The organism is Nostoc sp. DedQUE04, from assembly GCF_034530995.1.
Taxonomy (GTDB): Bacteria; Cyanobacteriota; Cyanobacteriia; order Cyanobacteriales; family Nostocaceae; genus Nostoc.
Window position 1 is genome coordinate 163,814 of the sequence record NZ_JAVRCA010000010.1, and the last position, 23,061, is coordinate 186,874.

A 23,061-nucleotide genomic window follows, 5' to 3' on the forward strand; every position below is an offset into this window, starting at 1 on the left:
ATCCAAAATGGTATAAGGCTGGAGAATGAAAGCACCATTACCTGATAACGAAACACAGCGAATTGAATCTCTTTTGCAGTATAAAATACTCGACACTCCTTCGGAAGCAGCCTTTGACGACCTCACCCGTTTAGCCTCATATATTTGTGGAACTCCCATTGCCTTAATCAGCTTAATTGATACTAATCGTCAGTGGTTCAAGTCAAAAGTCGGTTTGGATGCCCTACAAACACCCCGTGATTTGGCATTCTGCGCCCATGCTATTCTGCAACCTGAAGTTTTTGTTGTACCTGATGCAACAGCTGACGAAAGGTTTGCAACAAACCCCCTTGTCACCTCCGATCCAAATATTCGGTTTTATACTGGTGTACCGCTGACTAACCCTGAAGGATATGCACTAGGAACACTTTGTGTAATCGATCGTGTACCAAGAAACCTCTCTCCAGAACAAGTTGAAGCATTACGAATTATTGGTCGCCAGGTAATTAAGCAACTAGAAATGCGCCGCAATTTAGCAAGTTTGGTATTGGCAAGTGATACACGCAAACAGTCCCAGAAGACACGCAAACAATTTTTTCAAAGGATAGCTGGAGGGTTTGGGTTAGCATCGGCAGTTTTAGTTTTGATTGGCGTGATTTCTTATCAAAACACACATATATTGATTGATACGAATAAGCAAGTACAAATAACCCAAGAGAAAATCAATCAACTAGAAGAATTACTGTCTGAGATGAAAGATGCTGAGACTGGACAACGCGGTTACATCCTCACTGGACAAGAAAGTTATCTAGAACCTTATCAAGCAGTAATTGGAAACATCGATCGCAAAATTGTAAAACTGAAGGATTTAATTGCAGATCAACCTAACCAACAAAAGCAGTTCGCAACTCTTGAATCTCTGATAGCTGCAAAACTTGCCATACTTAAGCAGACTATATACCTGCGTCAAAACCAGGGATTTGAGGCGGCGTTGCAGGTAATCCAGACAAATCAAGGAAAACATCTCATGGATGATATCCGCAAGACCGTCCATGAGATAGAAAATCAGGATAGAGGGTTGCTTCAACAGCAGTCACAAGCTGCAAAAGCCAGTGCTAACAACACAGTTTTGACACTGGCGATCGCGATTTGTTTAAGTTTTTTGATTCTGGCTATAGTCTACTACTTTATTTACCGTGAAGGAAAAGAGCGGAAATTAACAGAGGAAACACTGAATCAAGAGCGCAACTTTATCTCAGCAGTCCTGAATACAACCAGCGCTTTAGTAATAGTTCTTGACACGAAAGGGCAAATCGTTCGCTTCAATCAAGCTTGCGAACAAATTACTGGTTACTCATTTGATGAGGTGAAAGGAAGGCATTTCTGGAACCTATTTCTACTTCCCGAACAGGTAGAGCTGGTGAAAGCAGTTTTTGAGCAGTTGCGATCTGGTGAAGCGCCCAAAGAATACGAAAACTATTGGGTAACTAAGGATGGCAGCCGGCGGCTCATTTCTTGGACTAACACTACCTTGAAAGACTATGAGGGGCACGTTGAATACATTGTTGCTACAGGTATTGACATCAGCGATGTCTTTGAAGAACTTCGCTTACGCCAACGAACTGAACAGCATCTCAAAGCAGAGTATGTTACAACCCGGATCTTAGCAGAGTCAGCCACAATCAACGAAGCCATGCCCCAAATCTTGCAAGGAATCTGCGAAAGTTTGGGATGGGATTTTAGTGAATTTTGGATAGTAGATGGGCGAGCAAATCTACTGTCTTTGCTAAATTCATGGTATAAAATCTCCTTTGAGATGCAAGAGTTTGACATCCTCAGTCGGCTGATTACATTTGCACCAGGAATTGGGCTGCCTGGCCGTGTCTGGGCTAGTCTTGAACCTGTTTGGATCGCTGATGTCGTTAAAGATCGGAATTTTATCCGCTCTCAAATCGCTGCCGAAGCAGAACTGCACGGAGCTTTCGGTTTTCCGATCTGTAGTGGTAAAAAAATCATCGGTGTGATTACCTGCTTTAGCCATAAAATCCAGCAAGCTGACCCAGATTTGGCAAAAGTCATGAATTTGATTGGCGAGCAAGTAGGGCAGTTTATTGAGCGCAAGCAGGCAGAAGAACAACTCCAACGCCAAAACTTGCGATCGCAACTATTTACTGAAATTACCCTCAAAATTCGTCAGTCTTTGCAAATCAAAGAAATTCTCCAAATTACTGTCACCGAGGTTCAAAAAATTCTCCATAGCGATCGAGTTTTGATTTATCAGCCTTTGGCTGATGGCTCTGGAGCTACCGTGGTTGAGGCAGTAATTTCTGGCTGGCTAGCAATTAAAGAGAAACAGCTAGTCAATGCTTACTTTCAAGCCGAATACATCCAGCAGTACTATCTACAACAGTACCGTCAAAAACCGAATCTGGGGCTTGCTGACTTGGATATAGCTGAAGTCCAAAAAAATCATCTCGAATTACTGCAACAATTTGGAGTCCAGTGTAATTTAGTCATACCCATTCTTGTCAAAGAAGAACTCTGCGGTTTGCTGATTGTCCATCAGTGCGGCAGTTCCCGCCAATGGTCTAGCTTTGAAACTCATCTTTTACGCCAAATAGCCGATCAAGTAGGTATTGCCTTAGCCCAAGCCCAAATGTTAGATGCAGAAACTCAACAACGACGAGAACTCGAAATTGCTCGTCACCAAGCTGAATTAGCCTCTCAAACCAAAAGTGCCTTTTTGGCCAACATGAGTCATGAAATTCGGACTCCCATGAATGCTGTATTGGGGATGACAAGCTTAATGTTAGAAACTCCCCTAAATTCCGAGCAGCGAGATTTTATGGAGACAATTCGTATTAGTGGCGATGCTCTCTTAAGCCTGATCAACGAAATTTTGGATCTTTCCAAACTAGAGGCTGGGGAAATGGCACTAGAAACTCTAGATTTTGACTTATCTACCTGTGTAGAAGAAGTATTGGAATTATTGGCTCCCTCAGCCCATGATAAGGGATTAGAAATTGCAGGATTAATTTACAGCAACGTCCCCACCCACCTCCAAGGCGATGCCGGCCGCTTGCGACAAATTCTTATGAACCTGATTAGCAATGCAATCAAGTTCACCAGCAAGGGAGAGGTAGTATTACGAGCAGAATTGCGTACGCTTTCCTTGACTACAGCCACCATCTATTTTGCGATCGTAGATACCGGTCTTGGCATTACCCCTGAAGATCAATCCAAACTCTTTAAGCCATTTACCCAAGTAGATGCTTCCACCACCCGCAAATATGGCGGTACAGGTTTGGGATTAGCCATCTGTAAGCAACTGGTAAGCTTGATGGGAGGAGAAATGGGCGTAGAAAGTCGCTTGGGGAAAGGATCTAAGTTTTGGTTTGAAGTAACTCTCGCCAAGCAACTCGACCCTATTTCTTTAGAAGGCGAACGCGAACTTTTGCTCAATCGCCGCTTGTTAGTGGTGGATGATAATGCTACTAATCGCAAAATTATCTACCATCAAGCTACTCGTTGGGGAATGCTGGTGGATCAAGCAGCCTCGGCTACTACTGCCCTCAAAGCTATTCAAGAAGCCGCCAAGCAAAAAAATTTCTATGACATAGCTGTGATTGATATGCAGATGCCAAAAATAGATGGCATGACTTTAGGAGAACAAATTAAAGCAAATTCAGCGATCGCTGGGCTACCTTTAATTATGCTTACCTCTACTAATCAACGCGATGAAATCCAACGAGCGCTAAAAATAGGATTTGCGGCTTATTTAGTCAAACCGATTAAGCCGTCCCGACTCCTCGATACCATGATGACTATTTTAGGAACGCAGCCAGAAGAGGAGACAGAAGTCATAATTCAGGAGTTAGAAGTCAGAAGTCAGGATTTCAAACTGAAAAATTCTGAAAACAACCGCAACTATTATTCTCCTAACTACCACAAATTAAGAATTCTCTTAGCTGAAGATAATTTGGTGAATCAGAAAGTTGCTTTGAAACAACTTCAAAGTCTGGGTTATAGTGCTGATGTTGCTGGTAATGGGAAAGAAGTTTTGCAACTATTAGAAAAAATTCCCTACGATTTAATTCTGATGGATTGCCAAATGCCAGTTCTCGATGGTTTAGAAACCACAAAAGAAATCCATCGTTGGCAAGAAAACAGCTTTGCTAGTGGTTATCGTCCTGTGGTAATTGCAATGACAGCTAATGCCATGAGACAAGACCAACAAATGTGTCTAGATGCCGGAATGGATGACTATTTGAGCAAGCCAGTAATCAAAGAAAAATTGGCGGCAGCACTAGAGCGTTGGGGAAATGTGATATTCGAGGCAAAAGAAACAACTGCCATAGAACAAACAGTTTCGACAACAGATGTCGGTGCAGTTAACCTCCCAATTGATTGGGAACGTTTGCACCAACTCTCAGAAAACAACCCAGAATTTGAATTGGAACTACTGCAAATATTTGTTGAGGATATTCAACCTCGTCTAGAGTTAATTAAAATAGCGATCGCAGCTCATGACTTTGAGCAAATAATACTCCAAGGTCATCAAATTAAAGGTTCTAGTGCCAATATGGGAATTACAACCATGCATCTGGCAGCAGAAAAACTAGAACAACTAGCTCATAACCAAGAGCGTCGAGGTTCTAGTAACTTAATCGTAGAGTTAGAAGACTTTATTAAACGCATCCAAGATTTTTTGAATTGTCAAGATAGTAACGCCACAACCTTAAATAATAATATTTCTTAATAAATTCACTGGATCGCTTTTTCTGAGTAACTTATGAAAAACACTTATTTTACATTCCTCATTATTAATTTTCTATTTTAAAGATAGAAATTCTAACCGATTGGGAATAATAACAAAGTATATTCGGTGAGTTAGCTGCATCATAAGCTAAGAATTTTTAGCCTAAATATCAGTTAAATACATCATCTATTATTCCCAATTGATTCCCAAAAAGTGAGGTTTTCCTAATGAGTCAGATGAGTAGAGACGATGTACGAGAAAGACTTGGTAATATCGATCAGATCCGCGATATTATTCTTGGAACCCAGCTAAGAGAGTACGAAAATCGATTTAGCAAGCTGGAGTCAGATATATCTCTCCTGCAACAACAGACACGATTGCATGTTGAGCAACTCAAGTCCAACTTTTCAGCCGAACTAAAAGCGGGATTTGAGTCGCTGGATAAAAAGCTGAAATCACTGAACCTCGCAACTCAAGAAGAAACTCTTGACTTACGGCAACAGGTTGATAGACTTAATAAAAAGTTCTCTAGCAGCGTTCAGTCGCTTGATGAAACCTTAGATAGTCAAACTACCTCGATTCGAGATGAAATCTTTCAAACTAAAGTCCAATTACAAGATGATGTTACGGCATTACGGGATCTGATTTTAGAAGAAATAGATCGGCGCTTCTCACAGCTGACAGATACGAAAGTTTCTAAAGACGATATGGCTGAAACTTTGTTTGCCTTGGGAATGCGTCTGAAAGAAACTGAATTTATTCCTAAATTGCGAGAAGCAGCCAATGAACGCAGCGATGAATATACTGCTGTACCGCTTTTAGAAACTACAAAGTTATCAAAAGTAAGTGTTAACTCACTCTAACAGTACAGCAGAATTAAATTCATAATTAAGTCAGAAAGTAAAGAGATATGAAGGAGATAATGACTCCAAACTCATAACCTCTAACTCACAACCTCTAACTCAGCACTCTAAAAAGGATAACTCAGGTGGAAAATTCGGTTTCTCAATCTGTTGAGTTGAAGTCAGAAACAGCTGTGCAGCTTGACAATTTGCTGCATTTGCTTATCGATCTCAAAATTATCGAATCCCCTGAGCAATCTCCTTTATTACCATCAGAAACTGATAATAGTAATGAGTATATTCCAGAAGAAATTGAATTGCTGCAACTTCCTCCAGTGACATTAGAAGTATGTGAAGCTTATTTAGAATCGGATTTTAATTTTCCTCAAGATATATCTAATTACTCACAAACTAATCAAGAAGAATTAGAAGAATCTATTGAAATATTTACAGAATTTGAGGAAAAATTAGACAACTCAGAAGATGCATTGCAAAAATTACGGGAGATATTAGTCGGATATGAACTAACAGAAATAAACAATATTACCGATAGGTTGGAACAAAAATTAACAAAAATAGAGCATCAAATTTATGACCCTAAAGAGTTAATAAATCTATTACTACCGTGGATTTCTGAACTTTTAAAGCTGAAGATTACAGAGTCAAGAGAGGAAATTGTCCAAATAATCGCTCCGATCATTGATGAGACTATCCGCAGTCGCACTGAACAAAATAAAGTTAGTATGAGTACAGCGATCGCACCTGTAATTCCTCTAGCTATTTCCCAGCAAATTATTATAGCTCCAGAAGAAGTTTCAGATGCGATCGCTCCGGCAATGGGACGAGCCATAAAAAAGCAAATTGAAATTGAGCAGAATATAGTGGTGGATGCACTCTACCCAATTATTGGTAGTACCATAGCCAAATATATGGCAGAGACAATCCGTGCCATTAACCGACAAGTTGAAGAAACCCTCAGCGTTGAAGGTATTAAACGTAAAATTCGTGCCAAGCTCCAAGGAGTTTCGGAAGCAGAATTAATTCTTAAAGAAGCTCTGCCATTTACAATTCAAGCCATTTTCTTGATTCATAAAACATCTGGTTTAGTTATCTCAGATATTCAGCACTCTCATGTAGAGCAGCTAGAGGCTGAAATGGTAGCAGGAATGCTGACAGCAATTCGTAGCTTTGCCAATGATTGTATCAATCAATCTGGAAGCATAACAGAATTAGATGCAATTGAATATGGAACATCCAAAATAATTTTAGAAGTTGCCGGATACTGTTATTTAGCGATTGTTGTACGAGGAGAACCAAGCAAAAACTTTATTTGGAAAATGCGGCAAGCATTCAGCAAAATTGTTAAAAATTATGGTAATCTAATTGAAAAATTTGACGGCGATCCTGATTTAATTCCTATTGAAATTCATAGACTTCTAGAAAAGCTAAAAAATTCAGATATTCAGGATAAAAAGAAAGCTAAAATCTCGCCACTACAGCTATTAATCTTAACATTTATAAGTACCATTTTCATTCCTTGGGGTATTTGGCAATACCGTAGTGCAGTTATACATTCCATTGAAAATCAAACTTCGTTGGCTCTAACTTCTGTTCCAGAACTAGCCGTATATCGGCTTACTGTACAAGTAGAACACAACAAAATAAAACTAACAGGACGATTACCTAATCAACTTCTTCGCCAAAAAGCCGAGCAAACTGTCAAAATCACTTCTCCTAATTGGTTGATTGACAATCAAATTTTATTGGTAGAAGTACCAGCAGATCCCGTATTAGCTGCTGCTGAAGTCAAACGAGTTACAGCAGTTTTAAATCAGACTAACGATATAGCAATTTCCGCTCAATATATCGCTGGTAAAGTAGCTGTTGAAGGAACTGTCAACCAAATTGCAGATGCTCAGATTATTGCGAATGCATTTGCGCAAATTCCCGGCGTAAAATCTGTGTCTAGTGCGGTGCGAGTAGAACCCCCACAGATTGAAGTTCGATTTTACTTTCAACCCAACTCAGCTAATTTAATGAGAGTAGATTTAGCGTACAAGGTTCAACAGGTCAAGTTTTTCCTAGAACAGCACCCAAATAAGCATTTAAAAATCATTGGTTATAGTGACCGTACTGGCGCGAACAAATCTCAAAAATTGGCACTGGCGCGAGCAAAGGCTGTACAACAAGCACTGATTAAATTAGGCATCAAGCCATCTCGTCTACAGGTCATTGGTAGGACAAATTTACCACCAGGAATTGATGAAACTCAACCTTTGTGGTTAAGTCGTTGTGTCGCTCTAGAAGCGATAAACAAGCAATTTTAAGTTTATAGTAGTTATGATTTTGATAAAACATTCTCTACTTTCCTTAAATTATGTCTACAATCTCTAAAAAAGTATGCTTATTTGGTGACTTTGGTGTTGGTAAAACCAGTCTGATTCGGCAATTTGTAGAGTGTCAGTTTAGTGATGAATACCTTTCAACTGTAGGAGTAAAAATCTCTCGAAAATTGGTTACTATTTCAAAACAAGAGCTACTTGTTGAACCAAATTTACAGTTAATAATTTGGGATATTGAAGGTAGTAATAAGTTTAAAGCAGTTGCTAAAAATTATTTTCAAGGTTCTAAAGGTGCTGTGATAGTCGGTGATGTGACACAAGCAGAAACCCTCAATCATATCCAAGAGCATATTCAAACTTTTTTAGCTGTTAATCCTAACAGCTATATTGTTGTTGCACTGAACAAATCAGATATGATTGCAGCCGAATATTTAGAAAAAATTCGGGAAATGCATCAATTTACTAATCAAGCTAATATATTAGACACTTATGTAACCTCAGCTAAAACTGGTAATAATGTTGATAAAATATTTCAAGCTTTAGCCACTCGTTTAATTTAATTAAGATGAATTCATTTTTTACAAACCTATTAGCTGTATGTGGCATTGAATATTTGATAATTGATGAAAACTTCAAAATTCTAGAGATGTCTTTGGGATTAAATCATTTTGCCGAGCTTCCTAATGAAGTAAAGCTAGGTCAGGATGTTCGGATTATGTTTCCAGAATTAGAGGGACTGGAAGATGTTTTTGATGCAATTCTCCAGGGAGAACAAGATAATTTTGAATTAAAAGGAATTATGCGATCGCAAGATACGCCTTCTCCTTTATATATTGACATTTGTATTACTAATAATCTCCAAGAAGACCATTCTAGAAATCGACTAACCATTGTTGTCGAAGATGCGACAGAGCGGATGGTGCTTGAACAATCTTTATTTCAAGGTGCAAATGAAGCAAATCTTTTATTACGTAACTTAAAGGCTTCTAAACAATACATTGACCAAATTGTGACATCAATGGCGGATGCCTTGTTAGTGACAACGCTATCAGGCGAGATCAAAAAAATGAATTATGCCGCACAAATATTATTGCAATACAACGAAATAGAACTCATCGGTCAACCGATCGCAAAAGTTATTGAAGAAGCCAATAAATATCCATTGATAATTGATGATATTGATATATCTCACAGTCAAGACATAAATTTTTTAGTAAAAGAAGTAGAAACCGTTTGTTATACCAAAAGTGGTAAAACAATTCCTGTAGCTTTTTCATCCTCAATTGTCAAGACAGAAATTGAACATTTTCAAGGTTACGTTTACATTTTGCGAGATATGACTGAACGAAAGCAGGCAGAACTTGCTAAACAGGAATTCTTAGCGATGATTAGCCATGAAGTTCGGACTCCGATCGCATCGGTAATTGGTATGGCCGGTTTGTTGCAATATACTGAATTGACTGCTGAACAGCAAGATTTTGTTGAAACCATTTACACCAGTGGAAATTCCTTACTTAAAATTATTAACGATTTCCTTGACTTCTCCAAAATCCAATCGGGTAACTTAGAACTTGAAGAGGAACCTTTTGCTTTGCGAAATTGCATTCATGAGGCTTTTTATCTGCTTGCGCCTACAGCTAGAGAAAAAGGTTTAAAACTCACATTTTTAGATAGTCCTCAACTTCCTACTATGATTGTGGGGGATATCACCAGACTGCGCCAAGTCTTGATTAATTTAATCAGTAATGCGATTAAATTTACCGAAATTGGAAGTATAGAAGTTTCAGTTATAATCCGCAATAATAGCGATATCAATCATTCTTCTGCTGCAAATCCTGACGAAATTCAGTTTAGTATTAAAGATACAGGCATTGGAATTCCACGCGATCGCTTAGAGCGTTTATTTAAAGCTTTCAGTCAAGTTAACTCCTCCATTACTCGACAGTATGGCGGTACTGGCTTAGGTCTTGCTATCTGTAAGCAACTGTGCGAGTTAATGGGTGGCAGAATTTGGGTTGAAAGTGAATTTAATGCAGGTAGTACATTTTACTTTACGATTGCCGCTTCTGTTATTCCAGAGGAGTCAGCAGGAGCCAGTGTGGTCTTCTCCCAACAAGAGATCCCAAAAGCGATCGAGTCTTCACATATGGAGCAACTGGCTCTCAAAAGTCAGAAATTATTCTTATTATCTCCGCATAAGAGCGTCTTTGCGTCCCCTCCTTCCCCGTCTCCTGATTTATATAAATTAAGAATTCTTTTAACTGAAGATAATCTAGTGAATCAGAAAATAGCCTTGAAGCAACTCAAAAATATAGGCTATAGTGCTGATGTTGCTAATAATGGAAAAGAAGCGTTGCAACTATTAGAAAAGATTCCTTATGATTTAATTCTGATGGATTGTCAAATGCCGATTCTCGACGGTTTAGAAACCACAAAACAAATTCATCGTTGGCAAGAAAGCAGCTTTGCTAGTGGTCGTCGTCCTGTAGTAATTGCAATGACAGCTAATGCAATGAAACAAGACAAACAAATGTGTTTAGATGCTGGAATGGACGACTATTTGAGCAAACCGGTGATGAAAGAAACTTTGGCCGCGACGTTAGAGTATTGGGGAAATGTAATATTCAAGGCAAAAGAAACAGCGGCCACAAAGCAGACAGTTTCGACAACAAATATTGGTTCAGTTGAACTCCCAATTGATTGGGAACGATTGCATCAACTTTCAGAAAATAACCCAGAATTTGAATTAGAACTACTACAAATATTTGTTGAAGATATTCAACCTCGTCTAGAAGTCATTAAAATAGCGATCGCAGATTATGACTTTGAGCAAATAGCGCTCCAAGTCCATCAAATTAAAGGTTCTAGTGCCAATATGGGAGTTACAACTATGTATCTGGCAGCAGAAAAACTAGAACAATTAGCGAGCAATCAAGAGCGTCGAGGTACTATTAACTTAATTGTAGAGTTAGAAGATTTTATTAAACGCATCCAAGAGTTTTTAATCATCAGTCAGTAGTCACGATCTCCCTACTGCAATCATAGACATTTTTTATAAGATTTACTAATAAATAAACAGTAACGATTATCTACTGTCGGCTCATAACTCAATTTGTCGGCAATGGCGGACATAATTTTTAAACCCCGGCCGCGCTCTCGATTGTTATCCTCGAATTCAGATGTTTGGCGCAATTGCTGTTCTAAGTCAAATGGTTCGCCTTGAGACCAGATGCGAATTTCTATGTATTCATCTAACCGCACAGCTTCCATCTCAATTGGAGTTTCAATAGGTAAGTTTTTGTGGGCATGTTCGACAATGTTAGTAAAGCCTTCCATCATCAGCGTTTGACATTGCCACCAAATTTCTTGATCGAGAATAGGTGGTTGATTCATCTGCTCGAACCAAGACAAAACTTGAGGTGAAACTGTCAGGTCTGTGTTGACTTTGAGATAAATTTTATTATTCACTTCTTAACTAATAAAATATCGTGAAATTATCATATTCGTTAATTAGATTATTTAATTTGAGTATTTTTACTATACATTAAAAACCAAATTGCATATAACTTAAATTAAAGCAACTATTTACCAATTATTTTACTTAGTAAACTGTAATTTATGTTTAAAATTTTGGTTATTGATGATGACCCGACAGTGCGAGCAGTACTGAAAAGCACACTCCAAAGGCAGGGTTATGAGACTACTGTAGCTAGCAATGGTGAAGAAGGAATTATCCAAGCACAACTGCTACATCCTGCCCTGATTATCTGTGATTGGATGATGTCACAGGTAGATGGGTTAGAAGTGTGCCGTCGAATTAGAACAGATCCAGAGTTGGCAACTACTTTTTTTATTTTACTGACAGCTAGGGGAGCAGCTCGAGGAGAGGAGGAAGATAGAGTTAGGGGACTTGATGCTGGAGCGGATGAGTTTATTTCCAAACCAATAGAGATGAATGAATTGAAAGCACGGGTAAGAGCAGGACTAAGGTTACACCAGCTAAATCAGGATTTGCAAAGTCAAAAGCAAGCTTTGGAAACACTAAATCAGGATTTGCAAACTCAAAAGCAAATTTTGGAAGCAGAATTGGCTGAGGCCGCTGATTATGTGCGATCGCTTTTACCCTCACCGCTTGTAGGAGCAGTAACTACAGAAAATCTGTTTATTCCCTCAGCGCAGCTAGGAGGCGATTGCTTCGACCATTATTGGATTGACGAGGATCATTTGGCAATTTATTTGTTAGATGTATCTGGTCATGGGGTGGGTTCTGCCCTCCTATCGGTATCCGTACAGAATGTTTTGCGATCGCAATCTCTACCAAACACTAACTTTTGTCAACCAAGTGAAGTCCTAAAAGCTCTCAATCATGCCTTCCAAATGAGTAAGCACGGTGATAAATACTTTACAATCTGGTATGGAGTTTATCACCGCCTTAAACGTCAACTCATTTATGCCAACGCCGGACATCCACCAGCTTTACTGTTATCTAATACCTCCACAAACAACATCGAAGTTAAACAGCTAACTTCTTTAGATTTACCAATTGGCTTTTTGCCTGAAGTCAAATTTGAGGATGCTGTTTTTCAGGTTGAAGAAAACAGCACTTTATACATTTTTAGTGATGGTGCTTATGAAATTAATCAGTCAGATGGTAAAATTTGGGGGATCGATGCATTCATTGACTTACTAACCAAATATAGTCAGAATACCTGTAATCTCAATCAACTCTTAGCAAAAATTCTCACCTTAAAAAATCAAGATAATCTTGATGATGACTTATCTTTAGTCAAAGTTAACTTTGGTTAGAATAGTCAGTTATGCATACTTACATTTGAATTGTTTAACAGCTTATTGTGTTGCTAATACTTGACGATAAAAGTCATCTTTGTCAGCAAAGGTTTGAAAAATTCTGTCCATTTTAGTTAGTTCAAACAACATTCTAACTTGATCGCTGATTGAACAAACAAACAGTTTAGCTTTAGCAGTTCGTACCATTTGCATTGCTGATACTAAGGCACCTAAACCAGAGCTATCAATAAACTTTACTTCTTTCATATCTATTAACAAAATATCAGCGCCATTTGCCAGCATACTGCTAACTTCACGACGTAATTCATTACCTCTAATTCCATCTAAAATTCCAGATATTTCTAGTACTTTTACGCTCAAATTCATGGTTTTATTCCCCCCATTATGATAGTTATATTTTGGCATTGAATTAAGGCAAACCGCAATAGAGAAAGTCTGTAATTAGCTTGGTTTTACTACTGGCTGATGACTATTATTTGCGATTGCCATAAAAAAGCTAGCATCAACCCATTGCCGAGAAATTTCAAAAGCTTCAAAATAGCCATCTTTTTGACCTAACTCACGTGCCCAGAAGCGAGAGAGAACAAGTATGGCATCAAGTTGCATAAATGCTTTATTTAACTCTGATTCATAACAACCGATCGCGGCAACTTTTTCCTCAATTACAGAGGTGATATCTACAAAAAAGTTGGGTTCAAAACCACGCAAAAAAACAGGTGGTGCTGAATACCACAAGGGTATATTTTTGCGGGTAGCAACATTAGAAACTGCGATCGCACACACTTCATGATCTCTATGCCCATATTTTTCCGGTTGTGGTGCGTGAGTAATAATCAGATCCGGTTGCCAACGCCCAAGAGCTTCTTCAGTAACTTTAATCACTGCTTGTGTGGAGAAATTGCACTCCTCAAGTGTATGAAACTCATAAGTTGCACCGATGATTTTACCAGCCGCATCCGCTTCTTGATAACGTGTACCCTTAACAGGCGAACTAGAAAGACCGCCATCAGTCAAAATTAAGCAACGAACATTCCATCCTGCCTTAGACATCAGACTAAGAGTACCAGCAGCAGGTAGAACTTCATCATCAGCATGAGCATAAATTGTTAAGACAGTTCGCTGACCAAAATTTTTTAAGTCTGAATGAGTGTTCATAGCTGTTTTTTTCTAGGCTGGATTTATAAGTCATACCAATTTAAAAAAAGAATGCAACAGATACATACTCCCAAACCCTTGTTATGTCTGGTTTTCTTAATTTTGAATTTTGAATTTTGAATTTTGAATTGATATCAGTAGTCATCTTCCTTCAGCTCACTTCTCTTATACCAATTTGAAAAATGATTGCGACAGATGGAAAACTGAAACACTTATCCAATGGAGATTTCACAATCCAAAATCTAAAATCTAAAATCCAAAATGGTATTACTTACCTTTTAAACCTCTTTTGGAGGCTGCCAAACAGATGCGCGGATAATCGCCCACAAAAGTAATAAATTATAAATAGCCCATGCACTATTGAGCAGGTGAACATCAGGATTATTTAAATGGCCAATAGCGAATTGGTAAAGGCTCCATAACATCCCCAAAATGGTAAGGATAAAAACAACCAACTGCGGCCAAACAAGCCGGAGATAAATCCCGGATTGTCGCTGCTTAGGTGTGACTTGAAAATTGAGTTTTTGTCCTGTGAACACACTCCATACAGCTTGGATTAATAAGGGGAATAAAGCGATCGCATATTGTTCAGAACGCCATACTTCTCTAGCTGGAATGCCCCAAGTAGCTGTAAGGAAAGTCAGACGGTTAATAATAAAAGCTGGGAAAAAGTGTATGGCAAAGTCAGACCCGTAGCTTCTAACTGGAACAATGTCCGTAAAAAAATAGATAATTGGACAAGAAATAAAAACCAGAGTTGCAAAACCAGAGAAATAACTATACATCGTCTTGAAATATTGCAACCTTTGCCAAAACGTTAGCCCTGATTTTGTCAGTGGATTTTCCCTCACTAGCACTTGGATAGTTCCTTGTGCCCAGCGTAACCGCTGTTTTAGAGTAGAACTGAGATCGTCTGGTGCTAAACCTTCTGCCAAAAGTTCATTATGGTAAATAGATTTCCAGCCAGCACTATGCAGACGCATGGCTGTATTCATATCTTCCGTAATGCTATTACTCGATACCCCACCAACTAAATCAAATTCATCTAAACGTTTTTCATCTTTAGCAAAATCATCAGCAAAATTTTGCAGTCCTACACTAACTAATGCCTCACGTCTGAGAATCGCATTTGTACCCGTATAAAACGCAGCATTCATGCCATCTTTGCCTTGTTGAAGTGGCCCATAAAATAAATTTGCTCGATGTCCAAAAGGATCGCCTGGAGGAATATTGTAAAAATCCTGGCGGGTCTGTACAAAAGCAATTTGATTCTGGTCGTATTTTCCGATTAAAAGATTATAGGTGTAAAAATAAGGCAGAACTCGCTTGAGAAAATTTCGCTTGGGAATGTGGTCAGCATCTAGAGTAACAATAAAATTTCCTGACGTTTCTCCAGAAAAAATTGCATAATTGATGTTGCCTGCTTTGGCATGATGTGCAACACCAGGCGTCTTCGGACGAGCAATGTAACGAAAACGAGCCAGATCAACTAGTTCTAGTTCTTTTTTGTAAATAGCTTCTTCCAAAGCTTTCCGTTCAATAATTAGGCGATCGCGTAGCGTCTTTGTCTGATAATCGCTAATACTGGGATGAGTCGGAGGTAGCCAAAGAATCAGCGATCGCAAACTTTGCACAAATCCAACCGCAGGCTGGTTCACCACTGATTCTGATGATGTTTGCAGCCATTGTTCGGCAGCTTGAGTATTAGGTGTCAGATTTTCCAGTTGCTTCAAACGCTCCAACAATCCAGCATGTTCTGCATCAATCCGTTCCGCTTCTAGCTGTAATTGCGGTGACTGCAAATCTTGAATACACAATCTTTCTGTCATCGCTCGCATCTCAGCCGAGTTACCATCATCTAGCACATAAACGCGTAACTTGATGGGCGGATAATCCATTGCTAAGGCAGCTTTGGCTGTTTTTTCGACAATTTCCGGCGGCTCATTGTAGCAGGTTACAAATACATCCACTGTTGGCCAGTCGGCTCTGGGTATAGGTGGGGTTATCTGGTCGAGAGACTTAATTTGTCTGACTAAAGGTCGCCACAACCCAATTACAAACATGACGCCACCGAAATAACTGTAAATCTCGGCTATCAGCAAAGGAATAGAAATCCAGAGGGCATCAAAATTGATCGAGTGACTGATGCGCCATTGCAAATACCAGATACCAAAAATTAAATTGATTTCTGCTAAATAACGAAATAACAGCGTTCTTTTTTTGAGTAATGAGCGGCTGTTACCAGGAAAGTTTGTTAGAGAAACTGAAGTCATCTTACTACCAATAGTTAATGTATCTGCATCCTCATCAAAATAAGTATTCCCTAGTTAAATTTGCAACTAACAAATTTTCTCGATCGATCCAAAATTAGCGTTGCTGAATTGAGCTACAAATCTAGATGTAGAGACGTAGCATTGCTACATCTCTACAAGGATTTTGGATTACTAGGACTTATACAAAACTACAGACTGTAGGGGCAATTTGATGAATTGCTCTTACCTGAAAATCAGGGTTTTGGTTGTGTTATTTTGTGCCAGTTACTAGATGAGTCTTTTCACTATCTGAAACCCAGTAACTTCCAGAACTATCAGAAGTTAACTTGGTTTGTTGTGTGGCGCTGTTTGGTAGACCTCGCCCAGAATTTCCTTTAGTAACTGTCTGCCACCAAAGGGAGTTCATAGTAGTAATCGGACGAATTAAGGGTTGTCGATTTGTCACATTGTATAGTAGGGATTGCAAAATCATACTGTTGGTGCTGCTGGTGAAACCAACTGCTGTTTTGCCGGTGGTTTCGTAGAAGCCCTCATAAAATCCAACTAATGGATTATATAAGTCAGTCGTTCCTTCTTGTAACTGTTGACTATACTTATTGTCTGGAAGCAGGGCATTATAGGCAAAAGCTACTGCTGTACTTACCAATCGCCCCTTTGGTACTGGTTGACCATCGTCTCCTAAAGCTACCCAAGACTCCCCTTGTCCAGTAATTGTACTGTGGACAGTGTAAGGTTTACGATCGATTAAGGTGGTGGCTGAGGCTGTGAGCGTGCCGGTGCGGCGGTAACGTTCAGCTTGTGCTTGAAAAATTGGTTCAAAGAGCGATCGCATTTTTGGATCTAATCCAAACTCCAATCCATAGAGTACAAAAGGATTGCTAACTGTGTATTGGTTAACTTTAGAATTAGTATCTGTGCGATGGCGTTGAATTGGGACTTTTAATCCCTCCACTGAGGCAGTTTGATATTCACCCCCAATAGCAGAACGATCGAGATTAAACCCCCATAATTGAAAAGCACGAGCGGCATATTCCTCATAACCCAAGCGGATTTCGGGGTTAACGCGGGTGAGATATCGCCCATCTTCCTCTTTGGTAACGGTGGCACTGGAGAGAATACCTTCACGCACCACACGCAAGTATGACCAATCCAGGACAATTTTATCTACGGCAGCCGTGTATTCTGGATGACAGCTTTTTAAGTTGTAAAGCGCTGCTAGCATTCTACCCAAATCTAAAGCTGACCAACCGTTTCCTTCGGGAACTGGATTTCCACCATAATCGATTGGTTGGAGCGATCGCGTATCATAACTCCGACTTGGCAATTCTCCTGCAAATAACGGTAACTTTGTCAAAGCTCCTAAAAGATGGCGGGTGCGCTGGTCAAATTCTTTCGGGGTAATTGTATCGAGCGATCGCGCTGCATGGAGTGCTGCCAGATAATCTCCCAATCCCCAGAGGGTTGCACCTTTGAAATCACTGCGATCGTCTATCAGCCCACTCTTAGCGTGATAATTCGCTTGGAAGTATCGCCAAGCCGCCTCTGCATAGCGCCGTTCAACAGGCGTTAACGATCGATCTAGTTTCAGCTTAGATGATGACTGGGGACTATCCACTGGTGGAATCGGTGCAACAGCTACTTCTGTAGGTTTAGAAGTTGCGATCGGAGTCGTAACAGTAGAATTTGGTTGATTTGCAGGTGTTGTACCAGAGGCATTTTCACTAGGTTTGCCAGTAGAATTCGGTTGATTTGAGGATGTTGCAGAAGAAGCATTCTCACTAGGCTTGCTAGTAGACACACTCGCAGAAGCCGAAGCAATTAAAGGGTGATTTCCCTTAGCCTTGTAGTATAAAATCTCCAAAATTAACCCATTCGTATTACCTGTTAAAGCTTTGTTGGGTTGTTTTGATTCTTCATAGATGCCAGCATAGTAACCGCTATCATCAGGACTGCGAAGATCCTTGACTGCATCAAAAACTTTTTGGGCATAAGCATTATCTGGAAATAGATAGCGCCAGCCAAAAGCAGCTTTTGTACTGAGGCTGCGAAACTGTGGGTAAGGTTGATTGGTATCGGTAATAGTTGCCCAGTTTGTACCGTTGGCGTAAACGGTGTTGTAGAGAAAATAAGGTGCTTGGTCGATATTATCTTCTGTTACCGCAGTTAACTGACCTGTGGTATCAAAACGCCGTTTTTGTACATCTAAAACCCTGGCAGCAAAATCAGCTAATTCACCTTGCAAGCCAAATTCAATCCCATCAAGGATATAAGACTCACTCACAACGTAATTATTAGCGTTGGTGCTTTGAAAGTCACGGCTATCAACAGGGATTTGCACACCATTAATTTCAACTAACTTAAATGGTTCTAAAGCAATAGCTTTGGGTGCAGAGAAACCCCAAAGTTGATAACCCCTAGCGCCGTATTCTTCGTAGCCGAGTCGTCCCTCTTGCACTAGTAAGGTTTTGTTGTCAGGAAGAACAGTCGCGCCATAAAGTTGTCCATCTTTGAGCGATCGCGCCACCTGCCACTTCGCTATAATTCCTTTGAGCCAGTCATTATATTGAGGATGACAGGTACGGATGACATCAAACGCAGCCAATATCCGCCCAACATCCAAAGCAGACCAGCCAAGACCACGCTCTAGTGGATTGTTACCATAATCAACCATCTGTGCAGTGGCTGCGTTATAGACTTTATTGGGCAAAGCATCTTCAAATAACTTTAGACTGCTAAGAGTCGTCAAAAACTTATTGAGGCGGGAATCAAAGTCTGCTTGATCGGTAAGATTCAACCATCGTGCAGCATTCAATGCCATCAGGTAGTTACCCATATCCCAGAGTGTACCTGAAGGATAACCCCCAGTAGAATTGGTAAATCCCGTTGCTGGCTGATAATTTTTGACAAAATACTGCCAAGCCGCACGAGCATAAGTTTGTTCTTCAGATGTGAGCGGGGTTGTAATATTGCTACAGCTATTGGAATTTTGAGATAAGACTGGTGTCGGGATGTAAAACAAAAATTGCAGAAATGTTCCAATTAGGAACAATGCAATCCATCTCAACAGCTTTTGTTGAGGGGGTTTGTATATCATAATGCAAAGAAAGAGTTAGGACTTAGCAACGTCATAGCACATCTGTACAGCTATATTCATAAATAGAGATGTATTGAATGAGTCAAGTAGCGCTAGTAAATGATATTCGGAAAAATTCTGGAAATCAGGGTGAATTATACGGAAATTTTCTATACTGTTTCCTTAAATGGGGACTATATACGGAAGAAGTTTGTATTTTGTCCAAAAAGAGATTTTATAGAGAAAATTTATTTCTATATGTATAGATTACAAATAATTACAGTTAGTAATTATTTGTAATTAACTATTTTAAATATTTCTACCGCAGAGATGCCACCTCTGCTGCCCAAGGTGAATATTGTAGATATCGCAGTAGCTATCCATTCTTCGGTAAGCACCATCGATGAGTTATTAGTCCTAGTCCTGTAGAAAATCAAGATAGCGAAAATGGAAGTTGGGGCGATCGCAGCTAAGATACTCAAAATTAATTTTTAGACTAAACAGTTTAGTTTAAAATAGTGATTGGTAAATTTTTGACTTACTTATAACTAATAATTTCTTGAGAAGTTACGATGAAATCACAATCGAACTTTAGTTGAGATATTTCCTTCCCAGGCAATAAAAGCATCAAACAGCAATGCCTCTTCCGTTGAATTTTACCAATTTATAGTAAATCTCACTTAGCAAATCCCATGCCACATCGTCATTATCCTCCCGCCTACTTACGCTATCTCAAAGCCAGGTTATGGAATCTAGGGCGGCCTGGTTTTTGGGGAACTGCGATTTTTTTATCTGTAGTTGGGCTAGCAACCTGGGAATACTGGTCAAACCCAGATATTTTCGCTTATAAGCAAAAAAAACCAGTCGTTTTACAAAAGTCTGCTGATTCCTCCCTGTCAGAAGAAAACAAAGCTATTGCAGCAGATATTGATAACCTGCCAGCTTTATTTAATGACTTTGAGCAAGGAACTCTTTCATCAACGGCAAATGCGCCTGAACAACAGACTGAGGCAAAAAAGAGCAAAGGCTTATTAGATGATGTCATCAACAAACAAAAGTCTGCTAATAATACCAAATTAAATCCTGGTTTAAGTGTTAACGGCGACAGCTCCCCAGCCGCGAAAAATCCCTTTGTTCAACAAACAGACAATTTATTGCGTACTGGAACAGTTGATAGTAATAACCCGTTTCTAGGTCTTAAAACTTTTAATACGGCGTCTGAACCAACAGGGGGAGACCAAACATCTTCTAACCTGGGTGTTGGATTCACTAATCAAACCAATAAGAATCAAAATTCTCTCTCTATCGACCCTCTGCAAGCAGCGCTTAATCAATCGACAAACCAGAAATTGTCTAGCTTCAGTGGTACCACTGCAACTCAGACAAATGCTGTAGGGCAAGTTTCCGCTCCAGGAACAACCTTAATGCCACCCAGCAATAGCTTAACCAGTCAGAATTCTCTACCAAACACTGGGTTAACTACTGGGACAGGTAACACATCAACGGGTACGAACTTACCGCAAAATCCCTACAATACCTACACTAATTTAAATAACGGTCAAGTAGTCCCTAATAATGGGTTAAGTACGGGTACGAACTTACCGCAAAATCCCTACAATACCTACACTAATTTAAATAACGGTCAAGTAGTCCCTAATGTAGCACCAAGTAATACTGTACCTTACTCTAGCCAAAGTCCGAGTCAAAGTGTTGTCACACCCACAAACCCTGTAGGGTATGGGAATTATGGCTTGCAGCGACCAACCCAACTGCCACAAACTAATTATGGGAATTATGGCTTGCAGCAACCGACCCAAATACCACAAACTAATTATGGGAATAATGTGTTGCAACAACCAACTCAACTACCACAGTCTAATTATGGGAATTATGGCTTGCAACAACCTACACAACCACCACAAACTAATTATGGGAATAATGTGTTGCAGCAACCAACACAGTCTAATTCCGTATATCTTCTTCGCCAACTTCGAGACAAATATAAAAATCCGGGTCAAAACTGATTTTAAGTACGTCGGCTAGAAAAAGTCTAGCTAGGGTGATTGTGGGCTATTTGGAATCATCGGAACTTCTGGTGTTTCGGGTTGTTGCTGTTGTCGTTGCAAATATTTACTCAATACATAAGCCATATCCCCACGGGTTACGGGTTTTAATGGAGAAATATTACCTTGAGCATCTGTATTCAGAAATCCCTCAGTAGCTACTGTCGCGATCGCTTTTCTAGCCCAAGTTGGGATAGACTTTTCATCTGGATGTGAAGCCAGAATCTCATTTACAGCAGCATCAGGAAATTGAAATACACCATAAGCCTGGGCGAAAATAGCCAGAGCTTCTGCCCTTGTCACCTTTTGGTTAGGAAAGAATTCATTGCCCCGATAGCCTTTCATGATGTCAGTTTTTAAGACTGTCTGTATATCATTAAATGCCCAATAAGAACGAGGAACATCTGGAATAGTTAAATTTTCTTTGGTAACAGCTTCTCTTTTATCTAGGCGAAAGGCTTTTACCATAATCGAGGCTAATTCTGCCCGACTCACTAACCTTTCGGGATAAAATTTGCCATCGGGAAAATTTGTCATCCATTTAACAGCAGTTACCTGTTGAATGGAATCAGCTGGTATTTCAGAAGTAGATTCTGGTACTTGAGCAATTGCTGGCAAGCTTTGTAGGAGTGCCATTAAAGAGAGAGTAATTGAAAGCTGACGGATCATAATAACCACTTGTAGCTGCAAACGTGAATTGAAAAAAATACGTTACTGAGGTGAACGCAAAACTTAATCTCAGTTAATTAATGACGAATTTCGGCTAGGCGATGTTGCATAGCTACGTAATACGCCAGCTGGTTTTGATCGTCAGGAGAGTGGAAATCAGCAAAAACTTGTTTTTTACCTTTGATGTTTTGGCGTTATCCGCCCACTACTATGGACTATAGTCAGTTTTTCAGGAGTTTTGGGAATGACAACAACAGATCCCGTCAAGTTAATGAAGCAAGAAGTTGGCAAAGCCGCCGCCGCCCTAGTCAAATCGGGTTCCATTGTCGGGTTAGGTACGGGGTCAACTACAGCATATACGATTCAGTTTTTAGGCGATCGCCTCAAGTCGGGCGAACTCAAAGATATCATTGGTATACCTACCTCGTTTCAGTCAGAAGTGCTGGCGAAGCAGTACGGTGTCCCTCTCGCCACCTTGGATGCTATTGACCGCATCGATATTGCCATTGATGGTGCAGATGAAGTCGATCCGCAGAAGAATTTGATTAAAGGCGGTGGTGCAGCACATACCCGCGAAAAAGTCGTAGACTACCTAGCAGAACAGTTCATCGTCGTGGTAGACAGTGGCAAGTTAGTAGACCGCTTAGGTTCTAGTTTTGCTGTGCCCGTGGAAGTGATTCCAATGGCAATTACTCCTGTAACCAATGCCATTAAAAAACTCGGTGGTAAACCAGAACTCCGCATGGGTGTAAAAAAAGCTGGGCCAGTAATCACTGACCAAGGCAACTTTGTCTTAGATGTCAGATTCGACTCTATTGAAGATCCAGTCAGCCTAGAAAAGACATTGAATAACATTCCCGGTGTTCTGGAAAATGGTATCTTTGTTAACTGTGTCGATTTAGTTTTAATTGGCGAAGTCAAAGATGGTCAGCCATTAGTGCGGCAACTGTAAAAATTTTAGATTTTGGATTTTAGATTTTAGAGATATCTAAAATCCAAAATTAAGCAAGATTCTAGTGAGTTTAAACAGAAATTTCACCAAATTCGCCAGTTGTACATCATTCATTCTGAATTCTGACTTCTGAATTCTGTTTTGA

15 protein-coding genes are annotated in these 23,061 nt (G+C 39.7%); 8 read left to right on the forward strand and 7 right to left on the reverse strand.

The annotated features are described in order from the left end of the window. The first annotated feature begins 25 nt into the window (after positions 1-25). The 5 genes from RM049_RS09785 (at position 26) to RM049_RS09805 (ending at position 10,941) form a co-directional block, all read left to right on the forward strand. A complete protein-coding gene (locus RM049_RS09785; protein WP_322704037.1) occupies positions 26-4,738 on the forward strand; it encodes a response regulator in 4,713 nt (1,570 codons plus the stop codon). A 227-nt stretch (positions 4,739-4,965) separates the two neighbouring features. After that, entirely contained in the window at positions 4,966-5,601 is a 636-nt protein-coding gene (locus tag RM049_RS09790; protein ID WP_292774975.1) for a hypothetical protein, read from the forward strand. Between the two features lie 125 nt (positions 5,602-5,726). Beyond that, on the forward strand, positions 5,727-7,907 hold the full coding sequence (locus tag RM049_RS09795; RefSeq protein WP_322704038.1) for an OmpA family protein: 2,181 nt from the start codon (positions 5,727-5,729) through the stop codon (positions 7,905-7,907). A gap of 50 nt (positions 7,908-7,957) precedes the next feature. Then, the gene (locus RM049_RS09800) at positions 7,958-8,482 is read left to right on the forward strand and encodes a Rab family GTPase (RefSeq protein WP_322704039.1); all 525 of its coding nucleotides are present in this window, start codon (positions 7,958-7,960) and stop codon (positions 8,480-8,482) included. 5 nt (positions 8,483-8,487) lie between these two features. Further along, positions 8,488-10,941, forward strand: coding sequence for a hybrid sensor histidine kinase/response regulator (locus tag RM049_RS09805; RefSeq protein ID WP_322704040.1), 2,454 nt, complete (start codon positions 8,488-8,490; stop codon positions 10,939-10,941). Positions 10,942-10,961: 20 nt separating this feature from the next. Here the strand turns inward: RM049_RS09805 and RM049_RS09810 are convergent, their stop codons facing one another. After that, positions 10,962-11,390, reverse strand: a complete 429-nt coding sequence (locus RM049_RS09810) for an anti-sigma regulatory factor (protein WP_322688042.1) — start codon at positions 11,388-11,390, stop codon at positions 10,962-10,964. Between the two features lie 150 nt (positions 11,391-11,540). On the opposite strand from RM049_RS09810, the gene RM049_RS09815 reads away from it, so the two are divergent. Further along, positions 11,541-12,728, forward strand: a complete 1,188-nt coding sequence (locus RM049_RS09815) for a SpoIIE family protein phosphatase (protein ID WP_322704041.1) — start codon at positions 11,541-11,543, stop codon at positions 12,726-12,728. A gap of 42 nt (positions 12,729-12,770) precedes the next feature. Here the strand turns inward: RM049_RS09815 and RM049_RS09820 are convergent, their stop codons facing one another. The 5 genes from RM049_RS09820 to RM049_RS09840 form a co-directional block, all read right to left on the reverse strand. Beyond that, positions 12,771-13,097: an STAS domain-containing protein gene (locus tag RM049_RS09820; protein ID WP_322704042.1), complete on the reverse strand. Its 327-nt coding sequence runs from the start codon at positions 13,095-13,097 to the stop codon at positions 12,771-12,773. 75 nt (positions 13,098-13,172) lie between these two features. After that, a complete protein-coding gene (locus tag RM049_RS09825) occupies positions 13,173-13,886 on the reverse strand; it encodes a PIG-L deacetylase family protein (RefSeq protein ID WP_322704043.1) in 714 nt (237 codons plus the stop codon). A 278-nt stretch (positions 13,887-14,164) separates the two neighbouring features. Then, positions 14,165-16,159, reverse strand: coding sequence for a glycosyltransferase (locus RM049_RS09830; protein ID WP_322704044.1), 1,995 nt, complete (start codon positions 16,157-16,159; stop codon positions 14,165-14,167). A 250-nt stretch (positions 16,160-16,409) separates the two neighbouring features. Further along, positions 16,410-19,253, reverse strand: coding sequence for a DUF3131 domain-containing protein (locus RM049_RS09835; protein WP_322704045.1), 2,844 nt, complete (start codon positions 19,251-19,253; stop codon positions 16,410-16,412). Between the two features lie 269 nt (positions 19,254-19,522). Then, positions 19,523-19,714: a hypothetical protein gene (locus RM049_RS09840; RefSeq protein WP_322686748.1), complete on the reverse strand. Its 192-nt coding sequence runs from the start codon at positions 19,712-19,714 to the stop codon at positions 19,523-19,525. A 210-nt stretch (positions 19,715-19,924) separates the two neighbouring features. Here RM049_RS09840 and RM049_RS09845 point away from each other — a divergent pair, with 210 nt between their 5' ends. Continuing rightward, on the forward strand, positions 19,925-21,256 hold the full coding sequence (locus RM049_RS09845) for a hypothetical protein (RefSeq protein WP_322672418.1): 1,332 nt from the start codon (positions 19,925-19,927) through the stop codon (positions 21,254-21,256). A 30-nt stretch (positions 21,257-21,286) separates the two neighbouring features. Here the strand turns inward: RM049_RS09845 and RM049_RS09850 are convergent, their stop codons facing one another. Next, positions 21,287-21,964, reverse strand: a complete 678-nt coding sequence (locus RM049_RS09850; RefSeq protein WP_322672417.1) for an S-layer homology domain-containing protein — start codon at positions 21,962-21,964, stop codon at positions 21,287-21,289. Between the two features lie 244 nt (positions 21,965-22,208). On the opposite strand from RM049_RS09850, the gene rpiA reads away from it, so the two are divergent. Further along, positions 22,209-22,916, forward strand: a complete 708-nt coding sequence (gene rpiA / locus RM049_RS09855; RefSeq protein WP_322686746.1) for a ribose-5-phosphate isomerase RpiA — start codon at positions 22,209-22,211, stop codon at positions 22,914-22,916. Positions 22,917-23,061: the final 145 nt, after the last annotated feature.